Here is a 23,837-nt window from a genome sequence, read left to right on the forward strand (position 1 = left end):
CTCAGTCCTCCTCGAGGGAGATGGCGGCGCGCGGGCAGGCCGCGACGGCCCGCTTGACGTCCTCGAGCGTCTCGGACGTCGTGTGCTCGGCCTTGACCACCAGGTAGTCGTCGTCGTCGAGCTCGAACACCTCCGGGGCCATGGCCTCGCAGAGCGCGTTGGACTCGCACAAGTCGAAGTCGACCTTGATCTTCATGGGACTTCCTTCCCTCGGGATCGCGCAGAAGTGAAACGTGTTCTAGTTCTGGGCTCGGCGCGAGCCTAGCGAGGGCCACTCAGCGTGTCCACCACCTGCGGCCGTCCTCAGGTGTCGGGCGCGTCAGAGCGCCTTGACCGCGCTGACCAGCCAGCGATCGCCCACCCGGAGCATGGTCATCTCCACCCGGTACTGGACGGCGTTCACGCCGTCGGCCGGCTTGCTGCGCGACGTGGTCTGCGTGAAGAAGAGCAGCGTGGTGACCTCGTCGGACGCGGCGCGCTCGACCCCCTGCGCCGACACCTGGACGGTCACGTCGGTGCCGCGCGCCACGAACTGCTTCTTGACGTCGGCCTTCGTCGCACGGAACTCGCGAGCGAACGAGGTCGTCATCAGCGACGCCGCCTTGTCGATGTCGGCGTCGTAGGTCTTGCTCGAGGCGGAGAAGATCGTGGTCGCGGCATCGGCGGAGAGCTGCACCACGCGTTGGGTCTCCAACGGGCTCAGCTTGACCGGCGCCGACTCGGAGGCGGGACCACTCGCGACCGTCGGCGCCTGGTGGTGGAGGTACCAGACCTCGGCTCCCACCAACGCCAGCATCACGACGAGCGCCGAGGCCACGACGACGAGCAACCGCCGGCTCGGCGCGCTCGCCTCGGCCGCAGGGCTCGCGGGCGGGCTCACGGGCGGGGTCGCGGGCATGAGCTGCGGGCGCTGGTCCGCGCTCACGCGTCGCGAGCGGGGGCGCCCCTTCGGCTGCTCCGCCGGCCCCGACGGCTGCTCCGGAGGTTCTGGCGGTGCTGCGGGGGTGCCGCCGGCGACCTTGCGTGGGCGGCTGGTCGGCGTCCGCGACGAACGCGGCGCGCTCATCCGACGAACTCCAGGTCGGTCGTTCGCCAGCTGCCGTCGTCCTGTTGGGTCACGGTCACCTTCACCCGGTAGGAGCGACTCTGCTGCTGCTTGCCCGTCTGCACGTTCTGCACCGTCGCGTCGGCCGACACGAGGACCGCCGCCGAGTTCGCGTCGATGGTCGACACCGCGGTGGCGTTGACCTGTCCGGTCTGCTCGGCCTTGTACTGGGTCACGAGCTTCTTCAGCGTGTCGTAGGACTTCTTGTAGTCGTCGAGGAAGCTGCCGGTCGCGGTCTCGGCGACGGCGTCGTAGCTGTCCTCGGGGCTGCGGTAGTCGATGTTGATGAGGCCGTTCACGGTGGCATCGGCCACCTTCATCACCTCGGCGTAGGCCTCCTGCTGAGTCTGCGAAGGCGCCAGGTCGACCGCCTCGATCGACGTCTCGGCCTGACGGTGCCGCACGCAGAGGACGCCGAGGACGACGGCCGCGCCCAGCGCCAACACGAACGCGACGTAGAGCGTCGACACCAGGCGAGGCCGGACCACGGCGGACGCGGCCGTCTCCGGGCCGGTCACGGGTGCGTCACCGGGTCGATGAGGAGGTACTTCCAGGAGTCGTCCCCGAGGAGAGCAGCGCCCCGTGCGGCCGTCAACGTGTACCCGCCCTTCCCTGGGGTGTCCTGGCCCGAGATGCGCCCGTCGCGCGGATCGTAGTCGCCAGCGTAGTAGCGCGGCGGCGAGGGCGGCGCCGCGTTGTTCTTGGTGCCTGGCACGTAGCGGGGGCCGCGGAAGATCTTGTTCTTCTCCTTGCACGTGGCCGGGTAGGGCTCCTTGTCGGAGACGTCGTTCGGGCTGCGCCACTGGTCGACGGGCAGGTAGCCCTTGGTGCACGCAGGCGAGTTGCGAGTGAACTGGAAGTTCACGTAGGCGTAGCCGTCCTTGTCGGTACCCGACGGGCCGCCAGCGATGATCCGCGGGAACAGGACGAGCGTCTCCTCCAGACCGTTGAGGTGCGAGACCAACACCTGGTTCGTGAGCACGAGGTCGTTGAGGAGCACCGGCAGGGTCGGCGAGAGGCTGCGCAGCAGCTTGGTCAGCTGCACCGCCGCCGCAGGCGTCTTGTCGAGGACACGCCGCAGGTCGCCGTCGGAGTTCTTCAACGTGGCCGTGAAGTCGGCGAGGTCACGCGAGAAGGAGGTGATGTTGTCGCCCTCGTCGGCCTGCGTCGAGAGAACCTGGCGAGCACGGGTGATGAGGCGGATGGTGTCGGCCGTGTGGGCCGAGGCCTCGTCGACGAACTGTCCGCCGCTGTCGAGGATCTGCTGGAGCGGCTGGCCGGTGTCGGCGAAGCCGCGACCGAGCTCCTTCACGACCGTGCGCAGGCTCGGCTTGTCGACCGACTGCACGAGCGCGTTGAGATCGACCAACAGAGCACCCTCGTCGACCGGCACCGACTTCTGCGTCGTCGTCAGGGTGCCCCCGTCGCTCACGTAGGGCCCGGAGTCGCTGGTCGGGGTGAAGTCGAGGTACTGCTCACCCACGGCCGAGAGGTTGTGCACCGACATCGGCGCGTCGACGGGGAGCCGGGTCTTGTCGTCGAGCGACAGCGTGAGCTTGACGCCGTCGCGAGAGGTGCTCATCTTCGACACCGAACCGATGCCCACTCCTCGGTAGGTCACCTCACTGCCCTCGTAGAGGCCGCCGGACGTGGGCAGCGTGGCGTAGACGGTCAGCCCGCGCCCGAGCACGGCGTCGACGAGACCCAGGTAGCGGGCCGAGACGTAGGTGAGGCCGACCGCGGCCAGCACCACGAACACGAGGAGCCGGATCCGGATGGCGCGTGTCACGGTTGCCCCCTGAAACTCGACCCGGTCCACAGCGACTCGTCGTCCGTGGGCGGTTCGGAGTCACCGCTGGCCAACGAGGCCGAGAGGCGACTCAGCCCCGGCAGCAGCGGCAGGTTCAGGCCGGAACCGGACGACCCCGACGACGCCCCGCCCTGGCCCAGCAGGCCGAGTGCCTGGCACACGGCGTTGTTCTTGTTCGCCTTCTTCTTGCACGCCTTCATCAGGTCGGTGATCGCCGAGGAGCCGAGAACCTTCGAGCAGGACTTGCTGGAGATGTCACCGCTTTGCAGGCACTTGGTGACCTGGTCGATCGCGTCGGGCAGGCTCGGCAGACTCGGGACGCCGCCCCCGCCGTCTCCGGAGCCGCCGGTCGTGACGTACTTGGTCAGCGACTTCAGGTCGATGTCGAGCAGCGTGATCGTGTTGGCGTAGTCGCCGAACACCACGTCGGAGGCCGAGACCGGGAACGGGAAGCTCACCAGGAGGTTCAGCCCGGGGCCGATCGCGTTGCCCGCGTCGGCGAGGCGGTTCAGCACCGGCCTGAGGTCTGCGAGCTGCGCGAGCAGATCGTCCTTGGTCGCCCCGATCACGCGGGTGCCCACCTTGCCCAGTTGATCGAGCGAGGTCAGCATCGTGACCAGCTCCTTGTTCTGCTGGTCGAGCACGTCGACGGCCGGCCCGGTGACCCGCAGGGCCCGGGTGATGACGCTGCTCTGCCGGTTCAGCGTGGCGCTGAGGTCGTTGACCGCCTCGAGCGCACGCACGATGTCGCCGCGCTGGTCGTTGAGGGTGCCGACGACGTCGTCGAGGTTGCCGAGCAGCCCGCGCAGGTCGGCCTCGTGGCCGTCCATCGCCTCGTTCAGCTCTCGGGTGATGGTGCCGAGCTGGGCCACGCCCCCGCCGCTGAGGAGGAACGAGAGCGCTCCCAGCACCTCCTCGACCTCGGGGTTGCGGCCCGTGCGGTCCAGGCCGATGTTGTCGCCGTCCGAGAGCCGGCCCTCGGGCTTGCCGTCACCCGGACCGATGAGCGCGATGTACTTCTCACCGAGCAGGCTGGTCTGGCGGATCTCCGCGCGGGCGTTCTCGGGGACGTCGACGTCGTCGCGCAGGTTGAACGTGACCCGGGCGTGCCAGCCCACCCGCTCGATGTCGGTGACCTCCCCCACCGTCACGTCGTCGACCTGGACGGTCGAACGGGGTACGACACTCACGACGTCACGGAAGTCGGCCGTGACGGTGATCGCGTGGTCGGAGTCGACGGGCGAGCCGGGCAGCGGGAGGTCGTAGGCCCCGTCGAACGAGCATCCGGCCAACGTGGCCAGCACGAGACCGGCACCCAGGAGTGCCGCGCCCCGGCGGCGGAACGAGCGCAGAACCCCCCTCACGAGGCACCTCCGGCGATCAGGTCACGCAGCGTGGGCGTGGACGCCGGGGTCACGCCGGCGGGCGAGCCGGAGGCCGTGGGCTTCCGGGTCACGACCTTGCTCTGCGAGGCGCCCCGCACGGCCGCACCGGTGGCAGCACGTGCCGGGCTGTTGATGATGGGGCCCTGGATGGGTCCGATGATGGCCGAGAAGATCGCGCACGCGAGATCCTTCGTGACCTTCGGAAGGTCCGTCTGCGTGACGAACGAGCACAAGAACTGGTCGGCGGAGGCCACGTTGCCGCGGAAGCCCGGTCGGGCTCCCACCGACCGGGAGAGGTCGTCTTGGAGCAGCAGCAGGTTCTGGAGGCTGGCCGGACCCACCGCCAGTGCGTCGTCGAGGCTGTCTCGCTGGGAGGCCAGGGCACGGGTCACCCGGGTGAGCTTCTTGAGGTCGCCGCTGAGAGCACCACGGTTCTTGCGGACGAAGCTCTCGACGATCTGCACCGTCGAACCGAGGCTCTTCAGCAGGGCCGCCAGGTTGGCCCGCTCACCCGACAACTGCTTCGAGACTCCGGCGAGCCGCTCGGTGAAGGTGCGCACGACCTGGTCGTTGTCGGCCAGGGTGGTCGTGACGTCAGCCAGCTGGGAGACCGTGTCGAAGAGATCACCGCTGCCGTCGCCGAACGTCTTGGACGCCTGCGAAAGGTCCGTGATCATCTGGTTCAGGCGCGCGCCCTGCCCGTCGAGCGCCGTCGCGCCACCCTCGAGCAGGTGGTTGAGGGTGCCGTCCTTGTTCAGCCCGTTCGGCCCGAGCGTGGTGCTGAGATCCTTCAAGGTGGAGTAGAGCTGGTCGAGCTCGACGGGTACCGCGGTGTCGGGCAGCGGGATGTCGGCTCCGTCGGCCATGACGTCGTCGCCCTGGGCGAACACCGGCGTCAGCTGCACGAACCGGTCGGAGACCAGGGTCGGGGTCACCACGACCGCCTTCGCGTCGGCCGGCACGTCGTACTTCGCGTCGTAGGTCATGTCGACCCGCACCGACTGGCCTTCCGGGGTCACACTCGTCACCTTGCCGACCGTGACCCCCAGGATGCGCACGTCGGAACCGACGTAGAGGCTCACCGCGCGGTCGAAGTGCGCGGTGACGGTCTTCGGCGGCGTGCCGCTGGCACGCACCACGAAGAAGGCGCCGACGGCCACCAGCGCCAGCACGAGCAGGACCGGCAGGCGCCGAGCCCAGGGACCATCGAGGGCAGCCATCAGCCATCACCACCCGTCGAGGGCGACTGCTGCGGAACGAACTCACCGGTGAAGAACCCGAGCACGTTGCCGAGATAGGCGTCGAACCATGGCCCGGTGCCGATGATGTTGCTGAGCAGGCTGGCGTAGGGGCCGAAGCGCTTGAGCAGTTCGCGCAGCTCCTTGTTGCGGCTGTTCAGGGTGTTCAGCAGCTGATCGACCTGGGCCAGCGCCGGGCCGATCTGCTGCTGGTTGTCCTGGGCCAGGCCGCGCAGCTCGTCGGAGAGCGTGCGGGCGTTGACGAGGAGAGCGTGCACCGACTGCTTGCGGGTCTGCAGCTCGGCGAAGACCTGGCTGGCGCTGCGCATCAGCTTCACGATGTCGCCGCGTCGGTTCGCCAGGGTCTTGGTGACGTGCTGCGAACGCGAGAGCAGTTGGCGCAGCTCAGTGTCACGCGAGGCGACGGTGCGCGAGAGACGGGAGATGCCGGTCAGGGAGCCCTGGATCTCCGGCGCCGCCTGGTCGGTGATGTCGCCCAGGGTGTCGAGAGCCTGCTTGAGCTGGCTCTTGTCGATCGCCTGCGTGGTGTCCACGAGGTCGGAGGTGACTCCGACGATGTCGTAGGCGGACTCGGTGCGATCGAGCGGGATCGGCGTCTTCGGGTCGAGTTCGCCACTGCCCTCAGGAGTGATCTTGAGGTACTTCTCGCCGAGCAGGTTGAAGACCTCGATCGAGGCACTGCTGTCGGGCCCGAACTCGACACCGTCGTCGACGGAGAAGTCGACCAGCACCTTGCCGTCGTCGAGATCGACCGACGAGACACGACCCGACCGGATCCCGCCGATGAGCACCTGGCTGCCGCGGTGGAGTCCGCTGGCGTCGGCGAAGTAGGCCTGGTACGTCGTGCCGCCCATGCCCGGGAACTTGGAGAGGTTGAACGTGGCCGCCAAGATCACGCCCATCAAGACGAGCAGGATGGTGCCGGCGCGCAGGATCCTCGCCTGGGAGTAGTCCCTCAACTGATCGGCACCCCCGCACAGCGCTGGGCCGTCGACTTCATGCGCACGTTCGTGAACGACTTCGTCAGCTGGTCGGTGATCTGCTTCGGCAGCCCGGGGATCTCCGGGAAGTGGATCGTGAGGCCGAAGGAGCAGAGGTACTGGTTGTACCAACTGCCGTAGCTGCCGGTGCGCGTGTAGTCCTCCATCGTGCCGGGCACCCGGTCGAAGATGTCGAGCAGCGCCTTCGTGCTTCCGGGACGGTTCAGCCGTGACGCCAGCTTGCGCAGGGCTGCGACATCGTCCTTCACCAGGGGGCGTCCGTCTCGGAGCAGGTCGGCGAGCACCGTACTCAGGTTCGAGATGGAGTCCAGCGAGCTGCCGATCACCTTGCGATTGGCCGAGAGGTCGCCCAGCCACCGGCGCAAGGAGACGATGAGGTCGTTGAGCTGGGTGTTGCTCGAGTCCAGCGTGCCCACGGTCGTGTTGAGGTTGGTGATGACGTCGCCGATCAGCTCATCCCGGTTGGCGAGGGTGTTCGTGAGGGACGCGGTGCGCGCGAGCAGCGACTGCACGGTGCCCCCCTCGCCCTGGAGCACTTGGAGGATGTTCATGCTCAGCTCGTTGACCTGCTTCGGCGCGAGCGCCTCGAACAACGGCTTGAACCCGTTGAACAGCACGGTGAGATCCAGTGCGGGCTTGGTGCGCTGGACGGGCATGGTGTCGCCGTCCTCCAGCGGGTCGCCGGGCGTGCCCTCGTCGAGAGCCAGGTAGCGGTCGCCGACGAGGTTCAAGAAGCGGATGGCCGCCGTGGAGCCGGTCGTGAGCGGCACGTCGGAGTCGACGTTGAACGTGACCAGCGCCTGGGTGCGCTCGTAGTGGTCGACGCCGGTGACCTCGCCGACGTTCACGCCGGCGACGCGGACGTCGTCGCCCTTCTTCACCGACGAGGCATCGGTGAACACCGCCTTGATCGACATGGTGTCGCCGAACCCGATGTTGCCCATGATGACCGCGAGCAGCCCCGTGACCAGGAGTGAGACCACCGTGAAGACGGTCAGCTTCACCGCCGCCGCATAGAACTCGCGGTTGCGCTTGTCGAGAGCACTCATCGCCGGTCCCCCGCCGACGTGTGGACGACGCCGCGCACGACGGGGCCGTAGAGCAGCGAGCCGAGCGAGCCGTAGTGGGCGTCGCTGCGCCGGGACCGCTCCGCGAGAGCCGCGTTGAGGACCATCTGCTCGGCCGGGCTGCCCGCGGACCCGCTGGACATGCCCTCGTGGAACCCCTCCTTGAGGGCCCAACCGGGAAGGGCGCGGGGCGAGGAGCCGACTCCGGGCAGCCCTCCGAGGATGCCGCCGAGGTCGATGCCGTTGGCGGCCAGCGAGTCGAGGATCGTGGCGGGGTCGATGAGGACCGGGATCGGGGAGTACTTGTAGCGGGTCTCGTCGAGGTCGGTGCCGTTGTCGAACTGGGCGGGCGGGAAGTCGCCGAAACCCGGCAGCGTCAGGCACCACGGCCCGTGCCCCACATCGCCGTACACGGGCTTGTCGTCGCGCGTGTAGGGCTGGTACTGGCGAGCGCCGATCGAGTAGAACTGCCGAGAGCCACCGCCCTCGAAGGTCTTGTTCAAGATGGGCGCGTAGCGCGCGGCTCCCTTGAGCAGGCAGGGGAACTCGGGACTGTAGGTCGCGAGCAGGTCGAGCACCGGGCGCTGCACCTTGCCGAGCCGGATCAAGTCGGCCTCGTTGCGGGCGAGCACCTGCCGCGAGACGGTCGAGAGGCCCGTGACGTCGGAGAAGAAGACGTCGAGCTGTCGACGCTTGTCGAGCACGGTCGAGAACGTGGTGCTGGAGTTGCGCAGCACGTCGAGGAGATCCGGAGCCGCGATGTCGTAGGTGCGCGCCACCACGGCGAGCCGCTGGAGGTCGGTGCGCACGGCCGGCAGCACCGGCTTGATCTCGTCGAGGTAGGAGTTGAGCTTGCTCAGGGTGTCGCCCAGCTGCTCGCCCCGCCCCTCGAGGGCCGTCGCGAGCGCGTTGAGCGTCATGTTGAGGTCGGCGGGTCGCACGGTGCGCAGCAGGGGGAAGAGCCGGGCCAGCACCTGGCTGAGCTCCACGTTGGTCGTGACCCGGGACGCCGGGATCACCGTGCCCGCTTCGAGCTTGCCCTCGGGAACCTTCGGGTCGACGATCGACACGAACTTCTGCCCGAACAGGGTCGTCGGGATGATCTGGACGCTCACGTTGGCAGGCAGGTCGGCCGCCGCCTTCGGCTGCAGCGCCACCTCGATCGAGGCCTCGTCGCCGTCCTGACTCACCTGCCGGACCTGGCCGATCAGCACACCGTGTCGGCGCACGTCGCCGAACTTGACCAGTTGGAGGCCGGCCCGGTCGGCCTTGATCGTGATCATCTCGACCCGAGCGAACTTCTTGTCGTAGATGGCGATCGAGAGCCCGATCAGCAGCGCGATCACCAGCACGTAGACGATGCCGGCGACGAGCAGCCGGAGGTGCTCGCGCGCAGAGTCGTGGTGGATGTTGACGAGCATCAGCCAGTGATCCTCACCGTCGTGGTGGAACCCCAGATGGCGAAGCTCAAGAAGAAGTCGGCGACGACGACGGTGACGATGCTGCTGCGGATCGCGCGCCCGACGGCCATGCCGACCCCGGCCGGGCCGCCGGACGCCGTGTAGCCGTAGTAGCAGTGGATCAAGATGATGAGCGTCGCCAGGATGAGCAGCTTGGCGAACGACCAGAGGATGTCGATGGGCGGCAGGAACTGCTGGAAGTAGTGGTCGTAGGTGCCGACGGACTGCCCGTAGATGAACACCGTGATGAGGCGTGGCGAGAGGTACGCCGCGCTCAGCGCAACCACGTAGAGCGGGATGACCGCGAGGAAGGCGGCCACCACGCGGGTGCTCACCAGGTAGGGCAGCGAGGGGATGCCCATCACCTCGAGGGCGTCGATCTCCTCGGAGATGCGCATGGCACCGAGCCGGGCGGTGTAGCCGCACCCGACCGTGGCCGCCAGGGCGATCGAGGAGATCAGCGGCGCGACCTCGCGGGTGTTGAAGTATGCCGAGATGAAGGCGCTGAACTTGGCGACGCCGATCTGGCTCAGCGAGGCATAGCCCTGGATACCCACTTCGGTGCCGGCGAAGAACGAGAGGAACGCGATGACGCCGACGCTGCCGGCGATGAGGGCCAGACCGCCCGCTCCGAAGGTGACCTCGGCCAGGATGGCCGCGACCTCTCGCGGATAGGCCCTGACCACCTTGGGCATCCAGAAGACGGCCTTGGCGTAGAAGAACAGCTGGTCGCCCCGTTCCTCGATGCGCGCGCGCTGCTCACGCACCACCGACCCGCCGAGGGACACCAGGTTCGCCATGCCAGCCGCCCTCAGATCCCCGCCGGCGGGACGACCTGGAAGTAGATGGCGGTGATCACCGCGTTCATGAAGAACAGCATCATGAAGGCGATGATCACGGCCTCGTTGACCGAGCGGCCGACACCGCTCGGGCCGCCGCCGGCGTTGAGGCCCTTGTAGGCGCCCACGACGGCGGCGATGCCGCCGAAGATCACGGCCTTGACGATGGCGATGACCAGGTCGGCCAGCGAGGCGAGTGCGGTGAAGTTGGAGAGGAAGGCTCCCGCGGACCCGCCTTGGACGATCACGGTGAAGAAGTAGCCGCCGCCGATGCCGGCGCCGATGACGATGCCGATGATCATGAAGGCCACGAACATGGTCGCGACCACGCGCGGAGCCACCAGACGCTCCAACGGGTCGATGCCGAGCACCTCCATGGCGTCGATCTCCTCACGGATCTTGCGCGCACCGAGGTCCGAGCAGATGGCCGAACCCGCGGCTCCCGCGATGATCAGGGCCGCGGCGATCGGCGCGGCCTCACGCACGACCGCGAGCACTGCGGTGGCTCCGGCGAAGGACTGGGCGCCGAGCTGGCCGGTGAGGTTGCCGACCTGGAGTGAGATCACGGCGCCGAACGGGATGGAGACGAGCACGGTGGGCACGAGCGTCACGCTGACGATGAACCAGGCCTGCTCGACGAATTCCCGGAACTGGAACGGAGTGGTGAAGATGCGCTTGACGACCTCGTAGGTCATCAGAGCGATCTCACCCGGGCCACGCACGATGCCCGCTGCACTCAGAGCCACCGGACACCTCCCCATGTCGTTCTCGGTGCTGCCTGCTCGAACTCCACGCCCTCACCACGGAGTGTTGCGGCCGTCACAAGGTAGAACGCGTTCTCGTTTTAAACAACTGAGCGCTGTCTTACCTGCTCAGAGGCCGACGCGGCATCCCGGCTCGTGATGCCGGGTGGAGCATAGACACGGCGACTCGGCCCGGAGTCGGTTTCGGCGCCGGTCTTGACGGGATCGTGATCCGTTCAGGCCGAGACGATGCGGTAGGCCGTACCGCGCACGACCTCGACGACGTCGCGATCGGTCGCGGACCGCAGTTTGCGCCGCAACCCCGCGACCTGCACGTCGAGACCGAAGTCGGACTCGATGAACTCGCCGGCCCACACCTCGCGACCGAGCTCGACGCGCTCCCAGGCCCGCCCCGGTTGCGAGACCAAGAGCGCCAGCAGCCGCTGCTCGGTCGGGGCGAGCGCCACGGGTTGCTCGCCGACGCGCGCCCGACCGGTGCCCTCCTCGACCAGGAGCCCGGCGCCCAGGTCGGTCTCCTGGGCCGGCTGCTCGGCGGCCGACGCACCCAGCCGCGGACGGCGTAGCAGCTGGGTCGCGCGGGCGCGCAACTCGCGAGGCGAGAAGGGCTTGACGAGGTATTCGTCGGCCCCGACCTCCAGGCCGACCAGCCGGTCGACCTCGGTGGTGCGCCCGGTCACCATGATGACGTAGGCGTCGGTGAACTCACGCAGTCGACGGCACACCTCGGTGCCGTCGGCGTCGGGCAGTACCAGGTCGAGCGTGACCAGGTCGGGCCCGAACTCCCGCGCGATCACCAGAGCATCGGCCCCGGTGAGCGCCGTGCGGGTCTCGAGCCCCAGACCCGCCAGCACGGCTTCGATGAGTGAGGCGATATCCGGGTCGTCGTCGACGATGAGGGCTCGGTGCGGCTGCACCCTGCCACCGTAGACGAGTGCACTGGTCCAAACCTGTCGATCCCCCGTACTCGACCCCTTCGGCATGATCGAATGGGTCCGTGACCAGTCCCCCGCTGGGTCGGCGACTCCCGGCCGACTCCCTCGCCGTGCGCGAAGGGCAGACGCACGCGGGGCTCGACCGCATCACGCGGCTGCTGCGGCTGGCCCTCGACGTGCCCATGGCCGCGGTCACGGTCCTCGAGGACGACGTCGCGTGGCGCCCCAGCTCCGCGGGGTTCCGAGCGCCGAGCCTGCCCGTCGAGCAGACCCTGTGCCTGCGCGTCGTCGAGCACGACGGTCCCCTCGAGATCCGCGACACCTTGACCGAGGCCTCGGTCGCCGACCTGCCGGCCGTTCGCGACGGCGTCCGCTTCTACGCCGGCATGCCGCTGCGCGACGCGACCGGGGTGGCGGTGGCGACTCTCTGCGCGTTCGACCGGCGGCCGCGTGAGCTCACCGAGGACCAACGCGAGGCGATGGTCGACCTCGCCACTTGGGCCGAGACCGAGCTCTTCGCCTCCAGCGAGATGGCCCAGGCCCGGCGCGTGCAGGCCTCGCTGCTGCCCGCCGCCCCGTTGCGCGACGGCGCCTGGGCCGTCGACGGTCTCTGCCTGCCGGCCATGAGCGTCGGCGGCGACTTCTTCGACTACGAGCTGCTCGACTCCGTGCTGCACCTCAACCTCGGCGACGTGATGGGCAAGGGCACCGGGGCGGCCCTCATCGGCGCCGCCGTCCGCACCGCCCTGCGCGGCACCGGCAACGCCGTCGCCGCGGGCGTCGACCTGGGCATCACCGTCACCCACTCCGCGAACGCCCTGCTCCCCGATCTCGAGCGCGCGGAGTCGTTCGTGACCCTCGTCGAGGCCGCGGTCGACCTCACCGACGGAGAACTGCGCTACGTCGACGCCGGGTCCGGGCTGGTGCTCCTCACGCGGGCCGACGGCACCGTCGAGGCGCTGTCGGGCGAGGATCGGCCCATCGGCGTGTGGCGCGGCGACCACTGGACCGAGGTACGACGCGTCATCGCCCCCGGCGACCGGCTCCTCATCTGCTCCGACGGTCTGCTGGACCTGCTCGACGACCCCCAGGCCTGGAGCCAGGAGGCCGGAGCCATGGTCATGGAGGCCGACGACCTCCCGTCGTTCCTCACCTCCGTCGCGGCCCTCGCGGCCCGTCGCGAGGCAAGCGACGACATCACGGTGCTCGCGCTCTTCCGGGAGCCCGGCGCGTGACCGCTCCCACCAAGGTGCCGCTCACCAGCCGACTGCTGGTGATCCGCACCATCGTCGTCGTCACGAGCCTGTTGGGCCTCAACTACGTGGGTTGGCGGTGGCTGGCCTCGGTCAACTGGTCGGCGTGGTGGATCGCGGTGCCGCTCGTGATCGCGGAGACCTACAGCCTCGTCGACTCCCTGCTCTTCGGCCTGGGCATGTGGCGACTGCGTGAGCGGGGCGAGCCGCCCCGGGCGCCCGAGGGCCACACCGTCGACGTGTTCATCACGACCTACAACGAGCCGCTCGACCTGGTGATGACCACGGCCCGCGCGGCTCAGGCGATCCGATACCCGCACCGCACCTGGATCCTCGACGACGGCAACCGCACCGAGCTGCGGGAGTCGGCGGAGTCCGAGGGCATCGGCTGGCTCACTCGCTCGACGGACTGGGTGAACATGCCGCGGCACGCGAAGGCGGGCAACCTCAACAACGCCCTGCTCTCCACCGATGGCGAGTTCCTGCTCATCCTCGACGCCGACCAGATCCCGAGCCCCGAGATCCTCGACCGCACGCTCGGCTACTTCCGTGACGAGCGGATGGGCCTGGTGCAGACCCCCCAGTACTTCGTCAACGTGCCTGACAGCGACCCGCTGGGGAGTCAGGCTCCGCTCTTCTACGGCCCGATCCAACAGGGCAAGGACGGCTGGAACTCGGCGTTCTTCTGCGGCTCCAACGCGGTGATCCGCCGTGAGGCTCTCATGCAGCTGGGCGTCGCCCGGTACGCCCACGAGGTCGAGACGGGCGTGAAGCAGGCCCTACGCACGGCGCGGCGGGTGATCCGCAGCGCCCGCCGCTCGCCCGAGGCCGGCGAGGACAAGACCCTGAGGGCTCTCGATGCGCTCGAGCGCGACGTCAGGGCCGCGCGCAGCGAGCTGTCCGACGGCGATGCGCTCTTCGACGTCACCTACCGCTTCCAGCAGCGCGTGGCCGGCATCCGCCGCGAGCTGGTCGCGGCCGACCTCACCGCCCTCCAGGCCGATCTCGACGTCATCGCGGAGCTGGAGGAGCTGGCGGCCGAGCCGGGCGAGAGCCTGACCACCGTCAGCCTGGCCTCACTCGAGCAGCTGGCCGAGCGCGACTGGTCGCCCCTGGGTGCGGTGCAGACCGTGGAGGCGCTGGTCTCCGCGGTCGACGTCAGCCGTTCCGACGAGGCCCAGCCGATCATGCCGATGGCGACCATCTCGGTGACCGAGGACATGGCCACGTGCATGAGGCTGCACGGCATGGGATGGCGCAGCGCCTACCACGACGAAGTGCTCGCCCACGGCCTGGCACCAGAGGATCTCTCCACCATGCTCACCCAGCGCCTGCGGTGGGCGCAGGGCACCATGCAGGTGCTCTTCCGCGAGAACCCCCTGCGCCAGAAGCGGCTGCGCTGGACCCAGCGCCTCATGTACTTCGCCACGATGTGGAGCTACTTCTCCGGCTTCGCGGCCGTCGTGTACATCGCCGCACCGGTCATCTACCTGGCCTTCGGCGTACTGCCGGTGCAGGCCCTCAGCTCATCCTTCTTCATCCGGCTCGTGCCCTTCCTCATCGTCAACCAGCTGCTGTTCTGGGTGGTGGCCGCCGGCAGACCGACCTGGCGCGGCCAGCAGTACTCCCTGGCCCTGTTCCCGGTCTGGATCCGCTCCTTCACCTCGGCGTTCGGGAACGTCGTGCTCGGCAGATCCCTCGACTTCGCCGTGACGCCCAAGACCCGGCAGGCACACGAGCGGCGCTGGGATCTGGTGAAGCCGCAGCTGTGGGCGATGGGCCTGCTCGCTGGAGCCGTGATCATCGGGATCATCCGCTACGCCGTGGGGCAGGCCGAGCCCCTCGGGCTGGCCCTCAACCTCTTCTGGGCCGTGTTCGACCTGGTGATCTTCTCGGTCATCGTCCAGGCCGTGCTCTACCAGGGCTTCTCCCCTACCGACACCGACACCAACACCAACACCAACACCAACACCGACACCAACACCGACACCGACACCGAGGCCGATCCAGCAGGCGTCAGCGCCGACGACCCCGCTCCCCGCCGCACCACCGATCCGACCCCGACCGGAGGAACACATGATTGAGATACCCGTCGACCACCGAGCCGACGGCATCGGCGTGCTAGCTCCCAGCGGCAGGCTGAACATGGTCTCGGCCAGAGCGCTGCGCAGCGCGATCGAGGAGCTCGTCGCGGCGGGCCACGCCCGGATCGTGCTCGACCTGGCCGAGACCTCGTTCCTGGACTCCTCCGGGCTCGGCGCGATCATCGCGGGCCTGAAGACGGCCCGTCAGGCGGGCGGCGACCTGCGCATCGCCCGACCGACCCCCGAGGTGCTCGCCGTCTTCCAGCTCACCAACATGGACCGGCTGCTGCGGCCCCGCGACACGGTCGACGGTGCGTTCGATGACTGAGATCCCGGCCGAGCTGGAGTTCGACGCGCTCGCCGTCCCGGAGAGCATGGACGACGCCCACGGCGTCCTCGAGCAGCTGTGGGCGCTCGACGAGAGCATCTCCCCCCTGGACCGGATGCGTTTCGAGCTGGCGGTCATCGAGATCCTCGGCAACATCATCGAGCACGCCTACGCCAATGACGTGGACCCACGGGTGCGTCGCGTCACGATGACGCTGACCCTCGACTCCGAGCACCTCGTGGCCGAGCTCGCCGACAGCGGCGTGCCGGTCGAGCTCGACCTCAGCGACATCGGGCTGCCCGACTTCGAGGCGGAGTCGGGCCGCGGCCTCGCCATGGCCCAGGCCTCGGTCGACGAGATGACCTACTCCCGCGACCAGGGCCGCAACACGTGGAGGCTGGTGTGCCGACGCGCCTGAGTCGCCTCGACGCCCGGCCGCTGCACTCACTGATCCTCCTGCGCCTCGCCCTCGCGCTGGTGCTGGGAGTGCTGGTGCTGAACGCGGCGCCCGAGCGGGCCGACGCTGCCGACGACGACCCCGCCCCCGCCGCCGGACACCCCTGGTTCGGCCCCTACCTGACCTGGTCCAGTGACCTGCCGCGCGACTACGGCGACCGCCTGGGGGCGACGCCGTCGCTGTACGCCCAGCAGGTCGACTACCCGCTCACCGACGACTCCCGCACGTACCTGCGCCAGTTCGCCGAGCAGGCCGCGACCCAGGGCGCCGTGGCGCTGCTGACGCTCGAGCCGAACCAGGGGCTGAGCGGGCTCGACGAGAGCGACGCGCGCGAGCTGGCCCGCGAACTCGTGCGCCTGCACCGGGCCTACGACTCCTTCTTCCTGGTGCGTTTCGGCCCCGAGATGAACGGCTCCTGGACGCCGTGGGGCCAGCAGCCGCAGGCCTACCGGGCCGCCTTCCGCACGGTGGCCGACGCCGTCCACGCCGCCACCGACCAGGCGCTCATGGTGTGGTCGCCCGTCTACGGGGCCGGCTACCCCTTCGGCGCGGCCTACGGCGACATCGCCCCCGGGCAGGCCCGTGACATCACCGCCCTCGACACCGACGACGACGGGTCGGTGGACGACGACGACGACCCGTACGGCCCGTACTGGCCGGGTCAGCGCTACGCCGACTGGGTCGGCATCACCTTCGACCACTTCGGCGACGACCGCCGCCGCGTCGACAACAGCCTCGACGTGACCCGGCGCGGGATCCCGCAGGGCCAAGACGAGGACGGCACCGGCTTCGCCACGAACACCGTGCCCGCCGCCGACGCCGTCTCCGCGCGGTGGGACGAGACCTTCGGCTACACCGACCCCGGCCGCCCCCGCACCTCGTTCTACGACCGGTTCGCCGTGCGCTACGACAAGCGCGTCGTGCTCGACACCGCGGCCCTCTGGCAGCCGGATCGCCCCGGCGACGACGAGGTGGCGATCAAGCGAGCCTGGTGGAAGCAGGTGTTCGACTCCCTCCCCGGCCATCCCCTCGTCGGCGCGATCGACTGGCTCGAGCAGCGGCGCCCCGAGGCCGAGGCCGACCAGCGCGTCGTCGACTGGCGGGCCACCCACACCGCGGCGCTCGCCGACGCGCTGCTGCGCGACCTGCGCGAGGCGCGCGTCGACCTCGGCCCGGTGACCGACGTCGTCGACCTCCAGGCCGGAAACGAGGCCACCGCGCAGGGGCGGCTGCCCGACCAGGAGTTCGCGGCCTCGAACCTGGGCTGGATCGTGGTGTGCGCGGTGGCCCTGGCCGTCGTGTTCCTCCTCGCCGGGCTGGTGGGTCGTTTCGTACCGTCGTGGCGCTACCCCGACGACGGCTCCGGGCGCGACCACCGCGTCGACCTGCTTCGCGGCTTCATGATCATCGCCGTCGTGATCACGCACGTGGAGCTCGCGGGGCCGTGGTCCTACATCACGCTCAACATGGTCGGTGCGATCACCGGCGCCGAGCTGTTCGTGCTGCTCTCGGGCATCGTCCTCGGCATGATCTACGCGCCCACCGTGCGCAAGCTGGGCGAGTGGGCGACCGCGGTGTCGATGTGGAAGCGGGCCCGCAAGCAGTACCTGGTGAGCCTCGCGGTGGTTCTGCTCGTGTACGGGCTGGGCCGGATCCCGTTCGTCGACGCCACCGCCCTCACCACCTTCACCGACCGTGGCACAGGCGAGGGCGGAGCCGGCGCGACCGGACGGGTCTACGACCTCTACGCCAACGCCGACCGACTGCTGGACTACCCGCCGCCCTGGTACGCCGTGAAGGAGCTGCTCCTCCTCGAGATCGGACCATGGATCTTCAACATCATGGGACTGTTCGTCGTCCTCAGCCTGCTGCTACCGCTGCTGATGGTGCTGGTGCAGCGGCGGCTGTGGTGGGTGCTCCTGGCTCTCTCCTGGGTGGCGTACGTGGTCGGAGTACGCACCGAGTGGCACGTCTTGCCCTCCCAGTTCGAGTCCGTGTTCCCGCTCCTGATCTGGCAGCTTCCCTTCGTGCACGGCCTCGTCGTGGGCGCCTACCGGCAACGGATCGTCGACGCCCTCACCGGTCGGCTCGGCAAGATCCTCACCGGACTGTTCGTGGTCGGCTACGCAGTCGTCCTGGGCTGGCTGTGGCTCGCCCAGCAGCAGGGGTGGGCGCCCGACCCGTTCCCCGCCGACTCCTACGCCTGGCTGGGCGAGCACGCCTACCTGCGCGTCGTGCTGCAGCCGGGCCGCCTGGTCGACCTGGTGTTCTTCTGCGTCGTCAGCTTCGGCGTGCTCACGACGTGTTGGCGGCCGATCAACGCAGTCATCGGCTGGCTGTGGACCCCGCTGGGGCAGGCGAGCCTCTACGTGTTCGTGGTGCACGTGTTCTTCGCGCTCGCAGTGGCCAACGTGCCCGGCCTGGACCGCTCCAGCTGGTGGCAGGGCCTGGTGCTGCACACCGCCGTCGTCGGACTGATCTGGCTGATGGTGCGTCACAAGGTGCTGTTCTCGGTCATCCCCCGGTAGCGGAGGTGGACTCGCCGGGACCGACGACGTCGGCCCCCCAGCGGCGTCGGCGTTCGGCGTCCGACTGCTCCCACCAGGGCGTGCCGCGCTCACCGAGAGCCACTTTGGCGGCCTGCACTCCGTCGCGGGCCACCCGCTCGTCGGCGCTGCCGCGAGTCCGTTTGACCTCGCGACGCCAGGCCATCAGCACGCGCTGCAGCTCGTGCCGGCGCTCCTCGGGGATGTCGGGGTCGGTGGCCCGCCAGCGGCGTCCGTCGACCACGATGTAGCGGCCATCGTCGGTTCGCTCGGGCATGCAGCCCAGGGTGGAGCCGGCGCCCCTAGGCCGCCACGCCCGCTTGGAGGGCCGCCCGGTCGATGACCCGACGGGCCCGCAGGCGATAGCGCCAGATCTGCAGGAGGCCGAGCCCCCACAAGAAGTACTGGAGCGACATGGCCCACCGGAACGCGCCGGGTGTGTAGTCCGACCCACCTCCGGGGGTGCGCCAGTCGAGGACGAGGCCGATGGCCACCACGAGCAGCAGACTGGCGGTGAAGCCGCCCATGTTGATGATGCCGGTCGACGACGCCAGCCGGGTCGCGGGGTTCGACGTGCGGCCGACGTCGAATCCGATGACGGAGGCCGGGCCGCCGACGCCGCACGCGAGCAGCATCAGCACGAGGAGCCACAGCGGGGCGTCGCCGGGCCACGCGAGGACCGCCGTCCACAGCGCGACCAGGGTGAGCACGATGACGAGCACCATCGACGAGCGGTGCCACGGGTGCAGGGCCACGAGCTGGCCGAGCACCGGGCCGGCGACGACCATGGCGAGGACCATCAGCGTCAGCAGGACGCCGGCCTCGCCCGCACTGCGGCCCTCGCCGCGCACGAGGAAGGGGTAGCCCCACAGGAGCCCGAGGGTGGTGGCGCTGAACTGGGTCGTGAAGTGCATCCAGAAGCCGAGGCGGGTGCCAGGGTGGCCCCACGACGCCGCCAGGCTCGAGCGCACCGCACCCCACGCCATCCGGTCGCCGCGCGTGGCGCGACGCTCCGGGGCGTCACGCAGGACCACGAAGCCCAGCGCCGTCAGCACCAGCCCGATCAGGGCGGTGGCGCCGTAGGCACGGGACCACCCCAGCGCGCCGAGCGCGAGGGTCATCGGGGCGGCCGCCAGCATCGTTCCCAGCTGGCCCACCGTGCCCGTGAGCTGGGTGAACAGCGGGATGCGGCGCACCGGGAACCAGGTCGCCAGCAGGCGCAGCACGCAGATGAACGTCATCGCATCGCCGATGCCCACGCCCGTGCGGGCCAGCAGGGCCGCGGGGTAGGACGTCGCGAACGCGAACGCGCCCTGCGAGACGCCGAGCAGCAGCGCCCCGGTCAACAGCACGCGACGCGGGCCGAACCGGTCGACCAGCAACCCCACCGGCACCTGCATCGCGGCGTACACCAGGAGCTGCAGCATGGTGAAGGCCGCCAGCTGGGCGGCGGAGATGTGGAACCGGTCGACCGCGAGCAGGCCCGCCACGGCCAGCGAGGAGCGGTGGAAGACCGCGAGCAGGTAGAGCGCCAGGGCCATCAGCCACACCGTCAGTCCGCGCGCGCTGACACGCTGGATCGTCGACGGGCTCGAGGTCACCGCCCCATTGTGCGCCCGAGGGGGAGCTGTCGAGCCATCGGAGCCGGCGTGAGACGGGCCACGTGATCACAGCTCACCGGCGCTCGCTTCGCTCGCGCGCTCCTCGCTCCTCAGGGGCGTCACGAACCTCGTTCCTCGCCTTGCGCCGCGCCCTCCTCACTTCGTCGCCGGCGCTCGCTTCGCTCGCGCGCTCCTCGCTCCTCGGGCACGGCCACAAGGCTCGTTCCTCGCCTTGCGCCGCGCCCTCGTCACTTCGTCGCCTCCATCATCTGGCGGAGCTCCTTGCGGAGGTCGCCGATCTCGTCGCGCAGACGGGCGGCGAGCTCGAACTGGAGTTCCGCGGCGGCGGTCTTCATCTGATCGGTGAGGTCGGTGATCAGCTGGGCCAGGTCGGCGCTGGGCATGCCGGCGGCGTCCTTGACGCGCTCGGCCTCGCCGGAGAGCGCCGGGACGGGCTGCTTGGTGCGGCCGGCCTTGCCCGCGCGGCCCTTGGCCTCGGTGCCTGCCCAGGTCTCGAGCAGCGCCTGGGTGGTCTCGTCCTCGCGGGCGAGCATGTCGGTGATGTCGGCGATCTTCTTGCGCAGCGGCATCGGGTCGATGCCGTGCTCGGTGTTGTAGGCGATCTGCTTCGCACGGCGCCGGTTGGTCTCGTCGATCGCGGCCTCCATCGACGGGGTGATCTTGTCGGCGTACATGTGCACCTGGCCCGACACGTTGCGGGCCGCGCGCCCGATGGTCTGGATGAGCGACTTGTCGGAGCGCAAGAAGCCCTCCTTGTCGGCGTCGAGGATGGACACCAACGACACCTCGGGCAGGTCGAGCCCCTCGCGGAGCAGGTTGATGCCGACGAGCACGTCGTAGGAGCCCAGGCGCAGGTCGCGCAGCAGCTCGATGCGCTTGAGGGTGTCGACCTCGGAGTGCAGGTAGCGGCAGTTGACGCCGGCGTCGAGCAGGTAGTCGGTGAGATCCTCCGACATCTTCTTGGTCAGCGTCGTGACGAGCACGCGCTCGTCCTTCTCGGTGCGCGCCTTGATCTCGCCGATGAGGTCGTCGATCTGGCCCTTCGTGGGCTTGACGACGACCTCGGGGTCGACGAGCCCGGTCGGGCGGATGATCTGCTCGACGACGTGCGGGGGGCGGTCGCCGCCCACGAGGTCGAGCTCGTAGTCGCCGGGCGTGGCGGAGAGGTAGATCGTCTGGCCGATGCGCTCGAGGAACTCCTCCCACCGCAGCGGTCGGTTGTCCATCGCGCTGGGCAGCCGGAAGCCGTGCTCGACGAGGTTGCGCTTGCGCGACATGTCGCCCTCGTACATGCCGCCGATCTGCGGGACGGCGACGTGGGACTCGTCGACGACGAGCAGGAAGTCCTCGGGGAAGTAGTCGAGCAGGCAGTTGGGCGCCGACCCGCGGGAGCGGCCGTCGATGTGCATCGAGTAGTTCTCGATGCCCGAGCACGACCCGACCTGGCGCATCATCTCGATGTCGTAGGTGGTGCGCATGCGCAGCCGCTGGGCCTCGAGCAGCTTGCCCTGCGCCTCGAACGTCGAGAGCTGCTCGGCCAGCTCGGCCTCGATGCCGCCGATGGCGCGCTCCATGCGCTCGGGCCCGGCCACGTAGTGGGTGGCCGGGAAGACGTAGAGCTCGGAGTCCTCGGTGAGCACCTCCCCGGTGACGGCGTGCAGGGTCATGAGCCGCTCGATCTCGTCACCGAAGAACTCGATGCGCACCGCGTGCTCCTCGTAGACCGGGAAGATCTCGAGGGTGTCGCCCCGCACCCGGAAGGTGCCGCGGGTGAAGGAGAGGTCGTTGCGCGTGTACTGGATCTCGACCAGGCGCCGCAGGATGGAGTCGCGGTCGTGCTCCTCGCCCACGCGCAGCCGGAGCATCCGGTCGACGTACTCCTGCGGAGTGCCGAGGCCGTAGATGCATGAGACGGTGCTGACCACGATCACGTCACGACGGGTCAGCAGCGAGTTGGTGGCCGAGTGTCGCAGCCGCTCGACCTCCTCGTTGATCGAGGAGTCCTTCTCGATGTAGGTGTCGGTCTGAGGCACGTAGGCCTCGGGCTGGTAGTAGTCGTAGTAGGAGACGAAGTACTCGACCGCGTTGTCGGGGAACAGCTGGCGCAGCTCGTTGGCGAACTGCGCGGCCAGGGTCTTGTTCGGCTGCATGACGAGCACCGGTCGCTGGAGGTTCTCGGCGACCCACGCCACCGTGGCCGTCTTGCCCGTGCCGGTGGCGCCGAGCAGGACGACGTCTTTCTCGCCGCCGGCGATGCGCTTGCTGATCTCGGCGATGGCGGCCGGTTGGTCGCCGGAGGGCTGGTACTCCGACTGGACGTCGAAGGGGGCGACGCGACGCTCGAGGTCGGTGACGGGACGCATGGCTCGAGCCTACGGGCGACCGCCGACACCCCCCGGGTCGCGCGGACGCGCGCGCACTAGATTGTGCCCGTGACCGCACGGCCCTCCCTTCCCGATCATGTGCTGCGCGCACTGCGCCGCACCCTCCTGATCGTGTTCGGGGTGCAGGTGCTGCTGGCCCTCGGCATGTCGCTGGTCGACTCCTACCGACGCCGCGGCAAGAAGCCCAGCCCGTTCCCGACCTCCGAGCCGGCCACCACGCCGGTGGGAGACGGTGCCGTGACCACCTACACGTACGGATCCGACCTCTACGCCGACATGATCGAGGCCATCGAGGGCGCCGAGCAGCAGATCCTCTTCGAGACCTACATCTGGAAGGGCGACGAGGTCGGCGAGCGGTTCAAACAGGCTCTGGCCGACGCCGCCGCCCGCGGCGTCGACGTCTACTGCATCTACGACGGCTTCGCCAACCTCGTCGTCTCGCCGGTCTTCAAACACTTCCCGCGCGGCATGAAGGTGCTGCGCTACCCGATCCACCCCGCCGGCTGGCGAGTGCTCGACCTCAAGCGGTACGGGCGCGACCACCGCAAGATCCTGGTCGTCGACTCGCGCGTCGGGTTCGTCGGCGGCTACAACATCGGAGCCGCCTACGAGACCGAGTGGCGCGACACGCACGTGCGCATCACCGGCCCCGGCATCTGGGATCTCCAACGGGCGTTCGCGGACCTCTGGAACGCCCACCACCACCGCCGGGTCGGCCGCAGCGAGCCGCCACTGCTGCTCGAGACCGCCGCCACCTGGGAGCCGCACATCCGCTTCCAACGCAACATGCCGCGACTGTGGATCTTCCCGATCCGCGGCATGTACCTCGAGGCCATCAACCGGGCCAGCCGCAACGTCTGGATCACGACCGCGTACTTCCTGCCCGACCAGGACTTCGTCGACGCCCTCAAGGACGCCGCCGCGCGCGGCGTCGACGTCCGACTGCTGGTGCCGCTGAAGTCGAACCACATCGTGGCCGACTGGATCTCGCGCGGCTACTTCTCCCAGCTGCTCGCCGCCGGCGTGCGCATCCTCCGGTTCAAGGACGCCATGGTGCACGCCAAGACCGCCACGGTCGACGGCACCTGGAGCACCGTGGGCACCGCCAACATCGACCGACTGAGCCTCCAGGGCAACTACGAGATCAACGTCGAGGTGATCGACGCCGGGTTGGCGGAGCAGTTGGAGCAGGTCTTCCTGCTCGACCAGACCAACTGTCTCGAGCTGACCATGGGCGAGTGGCAGGCCCGCGACCTGCACCGCAAGTTCACCGAGGCGCTGCTGGGCCCCCTGCGGCCGCTGCTGTAGCGCTCACCAGCGCCGAGGCCGGCAGCGTGAAGAGGTGGCGGGCGACGCAGCTCACGACGGCGTGCTCGACCGGACCGTCGGTGCTGGGCCACACCTCGCGGCGCACCACCTCGGCCGACGCGTCGCAGTCGGGACACACCACGAGCTCGATCACCGGTTGCATGACACGAGGCTGGGCCGCTCGTGTTACCTCCGGGTCACGCCGTCGTCCACATCACACCAGCCGCCGCGGG

At 69.4% G+C, this 23,837-nt stretch carries 22 protein-coding genes; 6 read left to right on the forward strand and 16 right to left on the reverse strand.

What is annotated here, in order from left to right; genetic code table 11:
• Nucleotide 1 precedes the first annotated feature (1 nt).
• The 12 genes from ISG29_RS10595 to ISG29_RS10650 form a co-directional block, all read right to left on the reverse strand.
• Nucleotides 2-196 carry a ferredoxin gene (locus ISG29_RS10595; RefSeq protein WP_194503393.1) on the reverse strand — a complete coding sequence of 65 codons (195 nt, stop codon included), beginning with the start codon at nucleotides 194-196 and terminating at the stop codon, nucleotides 2-4.
• A gap of 123 nt (nucleotides 197-319) precedes the next feature.
• Nucleotides 320-925 (reverse strand): hypothetical protein, encoded by a 606-nt coding sequence (locus ISG29_RS10600; RefSeq protein ID WP_194503394.1) that lies wholly within the window; start codon nucleotides 923-925, stop codon nucleotides 320-322.
• 137 nt (nucleotides 926-1,062) lie between these two features.
• Nucleotides 1,063-1,623, reverse strand: a complete 561-nt coding sequence (locus ISG29_RS10605) for a hypothetical protein (protein WP_194503395.1) — start codon at nucleotides 1,621-1,623, stop codon at nucleotides 1,063-1,065.
• A complete protein-coding gene (locus ISG29_RS10610; protein WP_194503396.1) occupies nucleotides 1,620-2,894 on the reverse strand; it encodes an MCE family protein in 1,275 nt (424 codons plus the stop codon). The genes ISG29_RS10605 and ISG29_RS10610 overlap by 4 nt, the downstream gene beginning before the upstream one ends.
• Nucleotides 2,891-4,279: an MCE family protein gene (locus tag ISG29_RS10615; RefSeq protein WP_328828755.1), complete on the reverse strand. Its 1,389-nt coding sequence runs from the start codon at nucleotides 4,277-4,279 to the stop codon at nucleotides 2,891-2,893. Before ISG29_RS10615 ends, ISG29_RS10610 begins: the two co-directional genes overlap by 4 nt.
• A complete protein-coding gene (locus ISG29_RS10620; RefSeq protein WP_194503397.1) occupies nucleotides 4,276-5,520 on the reverse strand; it encodes an MCE family protein in 1,245 nt (414 codons plus the stop codon). Before ISG29_RS10620 ends, ISG29_RS10615 begins: the two co-directional genes overlap by 4 nt.
• On the reverse strand, nucleotides 5,520-6,518 hold the full coding sequence (locus tag ISG29_RS10625) for an MCE family protein (RefSeq protein WP_194503398.1): 999 nt from the start codon (nucleotides 6,516-6,518) through the stop codon (nucleotides 5,520-5,522). The genes ISG29_RS10620 and ISG29_RS10625 overlap by 1 nt, the downstream gene beginning before the upstream one ends.
• Nucleotides 6,515-7,609, reverse strand: coding sequence for an MCE family protein (locus ISG29_RS10630; protein WP_194503399.1), 1,095 nt, complete (start codon nucleotides 7,607-7,609; stop codon nucleotides 6,515-6,517). The genes ISG29_RS10625 and ISG29_RS10630 overlap by 4 nt, the downstream gene beginning before the upstream one ends.
• Nucleotides 7,606-9,048: an MCE family protein gene (locus ISG29_RS10635; RefSeq protein ID WP_194503400.1), complete on the reverse strand. Its 1,443-nt coding sequence runs from the start codon at nucleotides 9,046-9,048 to the stop codon at nucleotides 7,606-7,608. The genes ISG29_RS10630 and ISG29_RS10635 overlap by 4 nt, the downstream gene beginning before the upstream one ends.
• On the reverse strand, nucleotides 9,048-9,887 hold the full coding sequence (locus tag ISG29_RS10640; protein ID WP_194503401.1) for an ABC transporter permease: 840 nt from the start codon (nucleotides 9,885-9,887) through the stop codon (nucleotides 9,048-9,050). The genes ISG29_RS10635 and ISG29_RS10640 overlap by 1 nt, the downstream gene beginning before the upstream one ends.
• A gap of 11 nt (nucleotides 9,888-9,898) precedes the next feature.
• The gene (locus ISG29_RS10645; protein WP_456237961.1) at nucleotides 9,899-10,672 is read right to left on the reverse strand and encodes an MlaE family ABC transporter permease; all 774 of its coding nucleotides are present in this window, start codon (nucleotides 10,670-10,672) and stop codon (nucleotides 9,899-9,901) included.
• Between the two features lie 233 nt (nucleotides 10,673-10,905).
• The gene (locus ISG29_RS10650; protein WP_194503403.1) at nucleotides 10,906-11,604 is read right to left on the reverse strand and encodes a response regulator transcription factor; all 699 of its coding nucleotides are present in this window, start codon (nucleotides 11,602-11,604) and stop codon (nucleotides 10,906-10,908) included.
• A gap of 80 nt (nucleotides 11,605-11,684) precedes the next feature.
• Between ISG29_RS10650 and ISG29_RS10655 the strand changes: the two genes are divergently transcribed.
• The 5 genes from ISG29_RS10655 to opgC are packed head-to-tail and all read left to right on the forward strand — an operon-like array spanning nucleotide 11,685 to nucleotide 18,272.
• Nucleotides 11,685-12,857, forward strand: coding sequence for a PP2C family protein-serine/threonine phosphatase (locus tag ISG29_RS10655; RefSeq protein WP_194503404.1), 1,173 nt, complete (start codon nucleotides 11,685-11,687; stop codon nucleotides 12,855-12,857).
• On the forward strand, nucleotides 12,854-14,959 hold the full coding sequence (locus ISG29_RS10660) for a glycosyltransferase family 2 protein (RefSeq protein WP_194503405.1): 2,106 nt from the start codon (nucleotides 12,854-12,856) through the stop codon (nucleotides 14,957-14,959). Before ISG29_RS10655 ends, ISG29_RS10660 begins: the two co-directional genes overlap by 4 nt.
• On the forward strand, nucleotides 14,952-15,287 hold the full coding sequence (locus tag ISG29_RS10665) for an STAS domain-containing protein (RefSeq protein WP_194503406.1): 336 nt from the start codon (nucleotides 14,952-14,954) through the stop codon (nucleotides 15,285-15,287). Before ISG29_RS10660 ends, ISG29_RS10665 begins: the two co-directional genes overlap by 8 nt.
• Entirely contained in the window at nucleotides 15,280-15,705 is a 426-nt protein-coding gene (locus ISG29_RS10670) for an ATP-binding protein (protein WP_194503407.1), read from the forward strand. Before ISG29_RS10665 ends, ISG29_RS10670 begins: the two co-directional genes overlap by 8 nt.
• Entirely contained in the window at nucleotides 15,690-18,272 is a 2,583-nt protein-coding gene (opgC, locus tag ISG29_RS21295; protein WP_194503408.1) for an OpgC domain-containing protein, read from the forward strand. The genes ISG29_RS10670 and opgC overlap by 16 nt, the downstream gene beginning before the upstream one ends.
• Here opgC and ISG29_RS10680 read toward each other — a convergent pair.
• The 3 genes from ISG29_RS10680 to uvrB form a co-directional block, all read right to left on the reverse strand.
• The gene (locus ISG29_RS10680; RefSeq protein ID WP_194503409.1) at nucleotides 18,259-18,567 is read right to left on the reverse strand and encodes a hypothetical protein; all 309 of its coding nucleotides are present in this window, start codon (nucleotides 18,565-18,567) and stop codon (nucleotides 18,259-18,261) included. The two genes, opgC and ISG29_RS10680, sit on opposite strands and share 14 nt — an antisense overlap.
• A 25-nt stretch (nucleotides 18,568-18,592) precedes the next feature.
• Nucleotides 18,593-19,891 carry an MFS transporter gene (locus ISG29_RS10685; RefSeq protein ID WP_328828761.1) on the reverse strand — a complete coding sequence of 433 codons (1,299 nt, stop codon included), beginning with the start codon at nucleotides 19,889-19,891 and terminating at the stop codon, nucleotides 18,593-18,595.
• Between the two features lie 248 nt (nucleotides 19,892-20,139).
• A complete protein-coding gene (gene uvrB, locus ISG29_RS10690; RefSeq protein ID WP_194503410.1) occupies nucleotides 20,140-22,275 on the reverse strand; it encodes an excinuclease ABC subunit UvrB in 2,136 nt (711 codons plus the stop codon).
• Nucleotides 22,276-22,344: 69 nt separating this feature from the next.
• Here uvrB and ISG29_RS10695 point away from each other — a divergent pair, with 69 nt between their 5' ends.
• Nucleotides 22,345-23,604, forward strand: a complete 1,260-nt coding sequence (locus ISG29_RS10695; RefSeq protein WP_328828764.1) for a phospholipase D-like domain-containing protein — start codon at nucleotides 22,345-22,347, stop codon at nucleotides 23,602-23,604.
• On the opposite strand, the gene ISG29_RS10700 is transcribed toward ISG29_RS10695, so the two are convergent.
• Nucleotides 23,564-23,767: a hypothetical protein gene (locus ISG29_RS10700; protein ID WP_194503411.1), complete on the reverse strand. Its 204-nt coding sequence runs from the start codon at nucleotides 23,765-23,767 to the stop codon at nucleotides 23,564-23,566. The genes ISG29_RS10695 and ISG29_RS10700 overlap by 41 nt on opposite strands.
• Nucleotides 23,768-23,837: the final 70 nt, after the last annotated feature.

It is taken from the genome of Nocardioides acrostichi (assembly GCF_015319165.1).
GTDB lineage: Bacteria > Actinomycetota > Actinomycetes > Propionibacteriales > Nocardioidaceae > Nocardioides > Nocardioides acrostichi.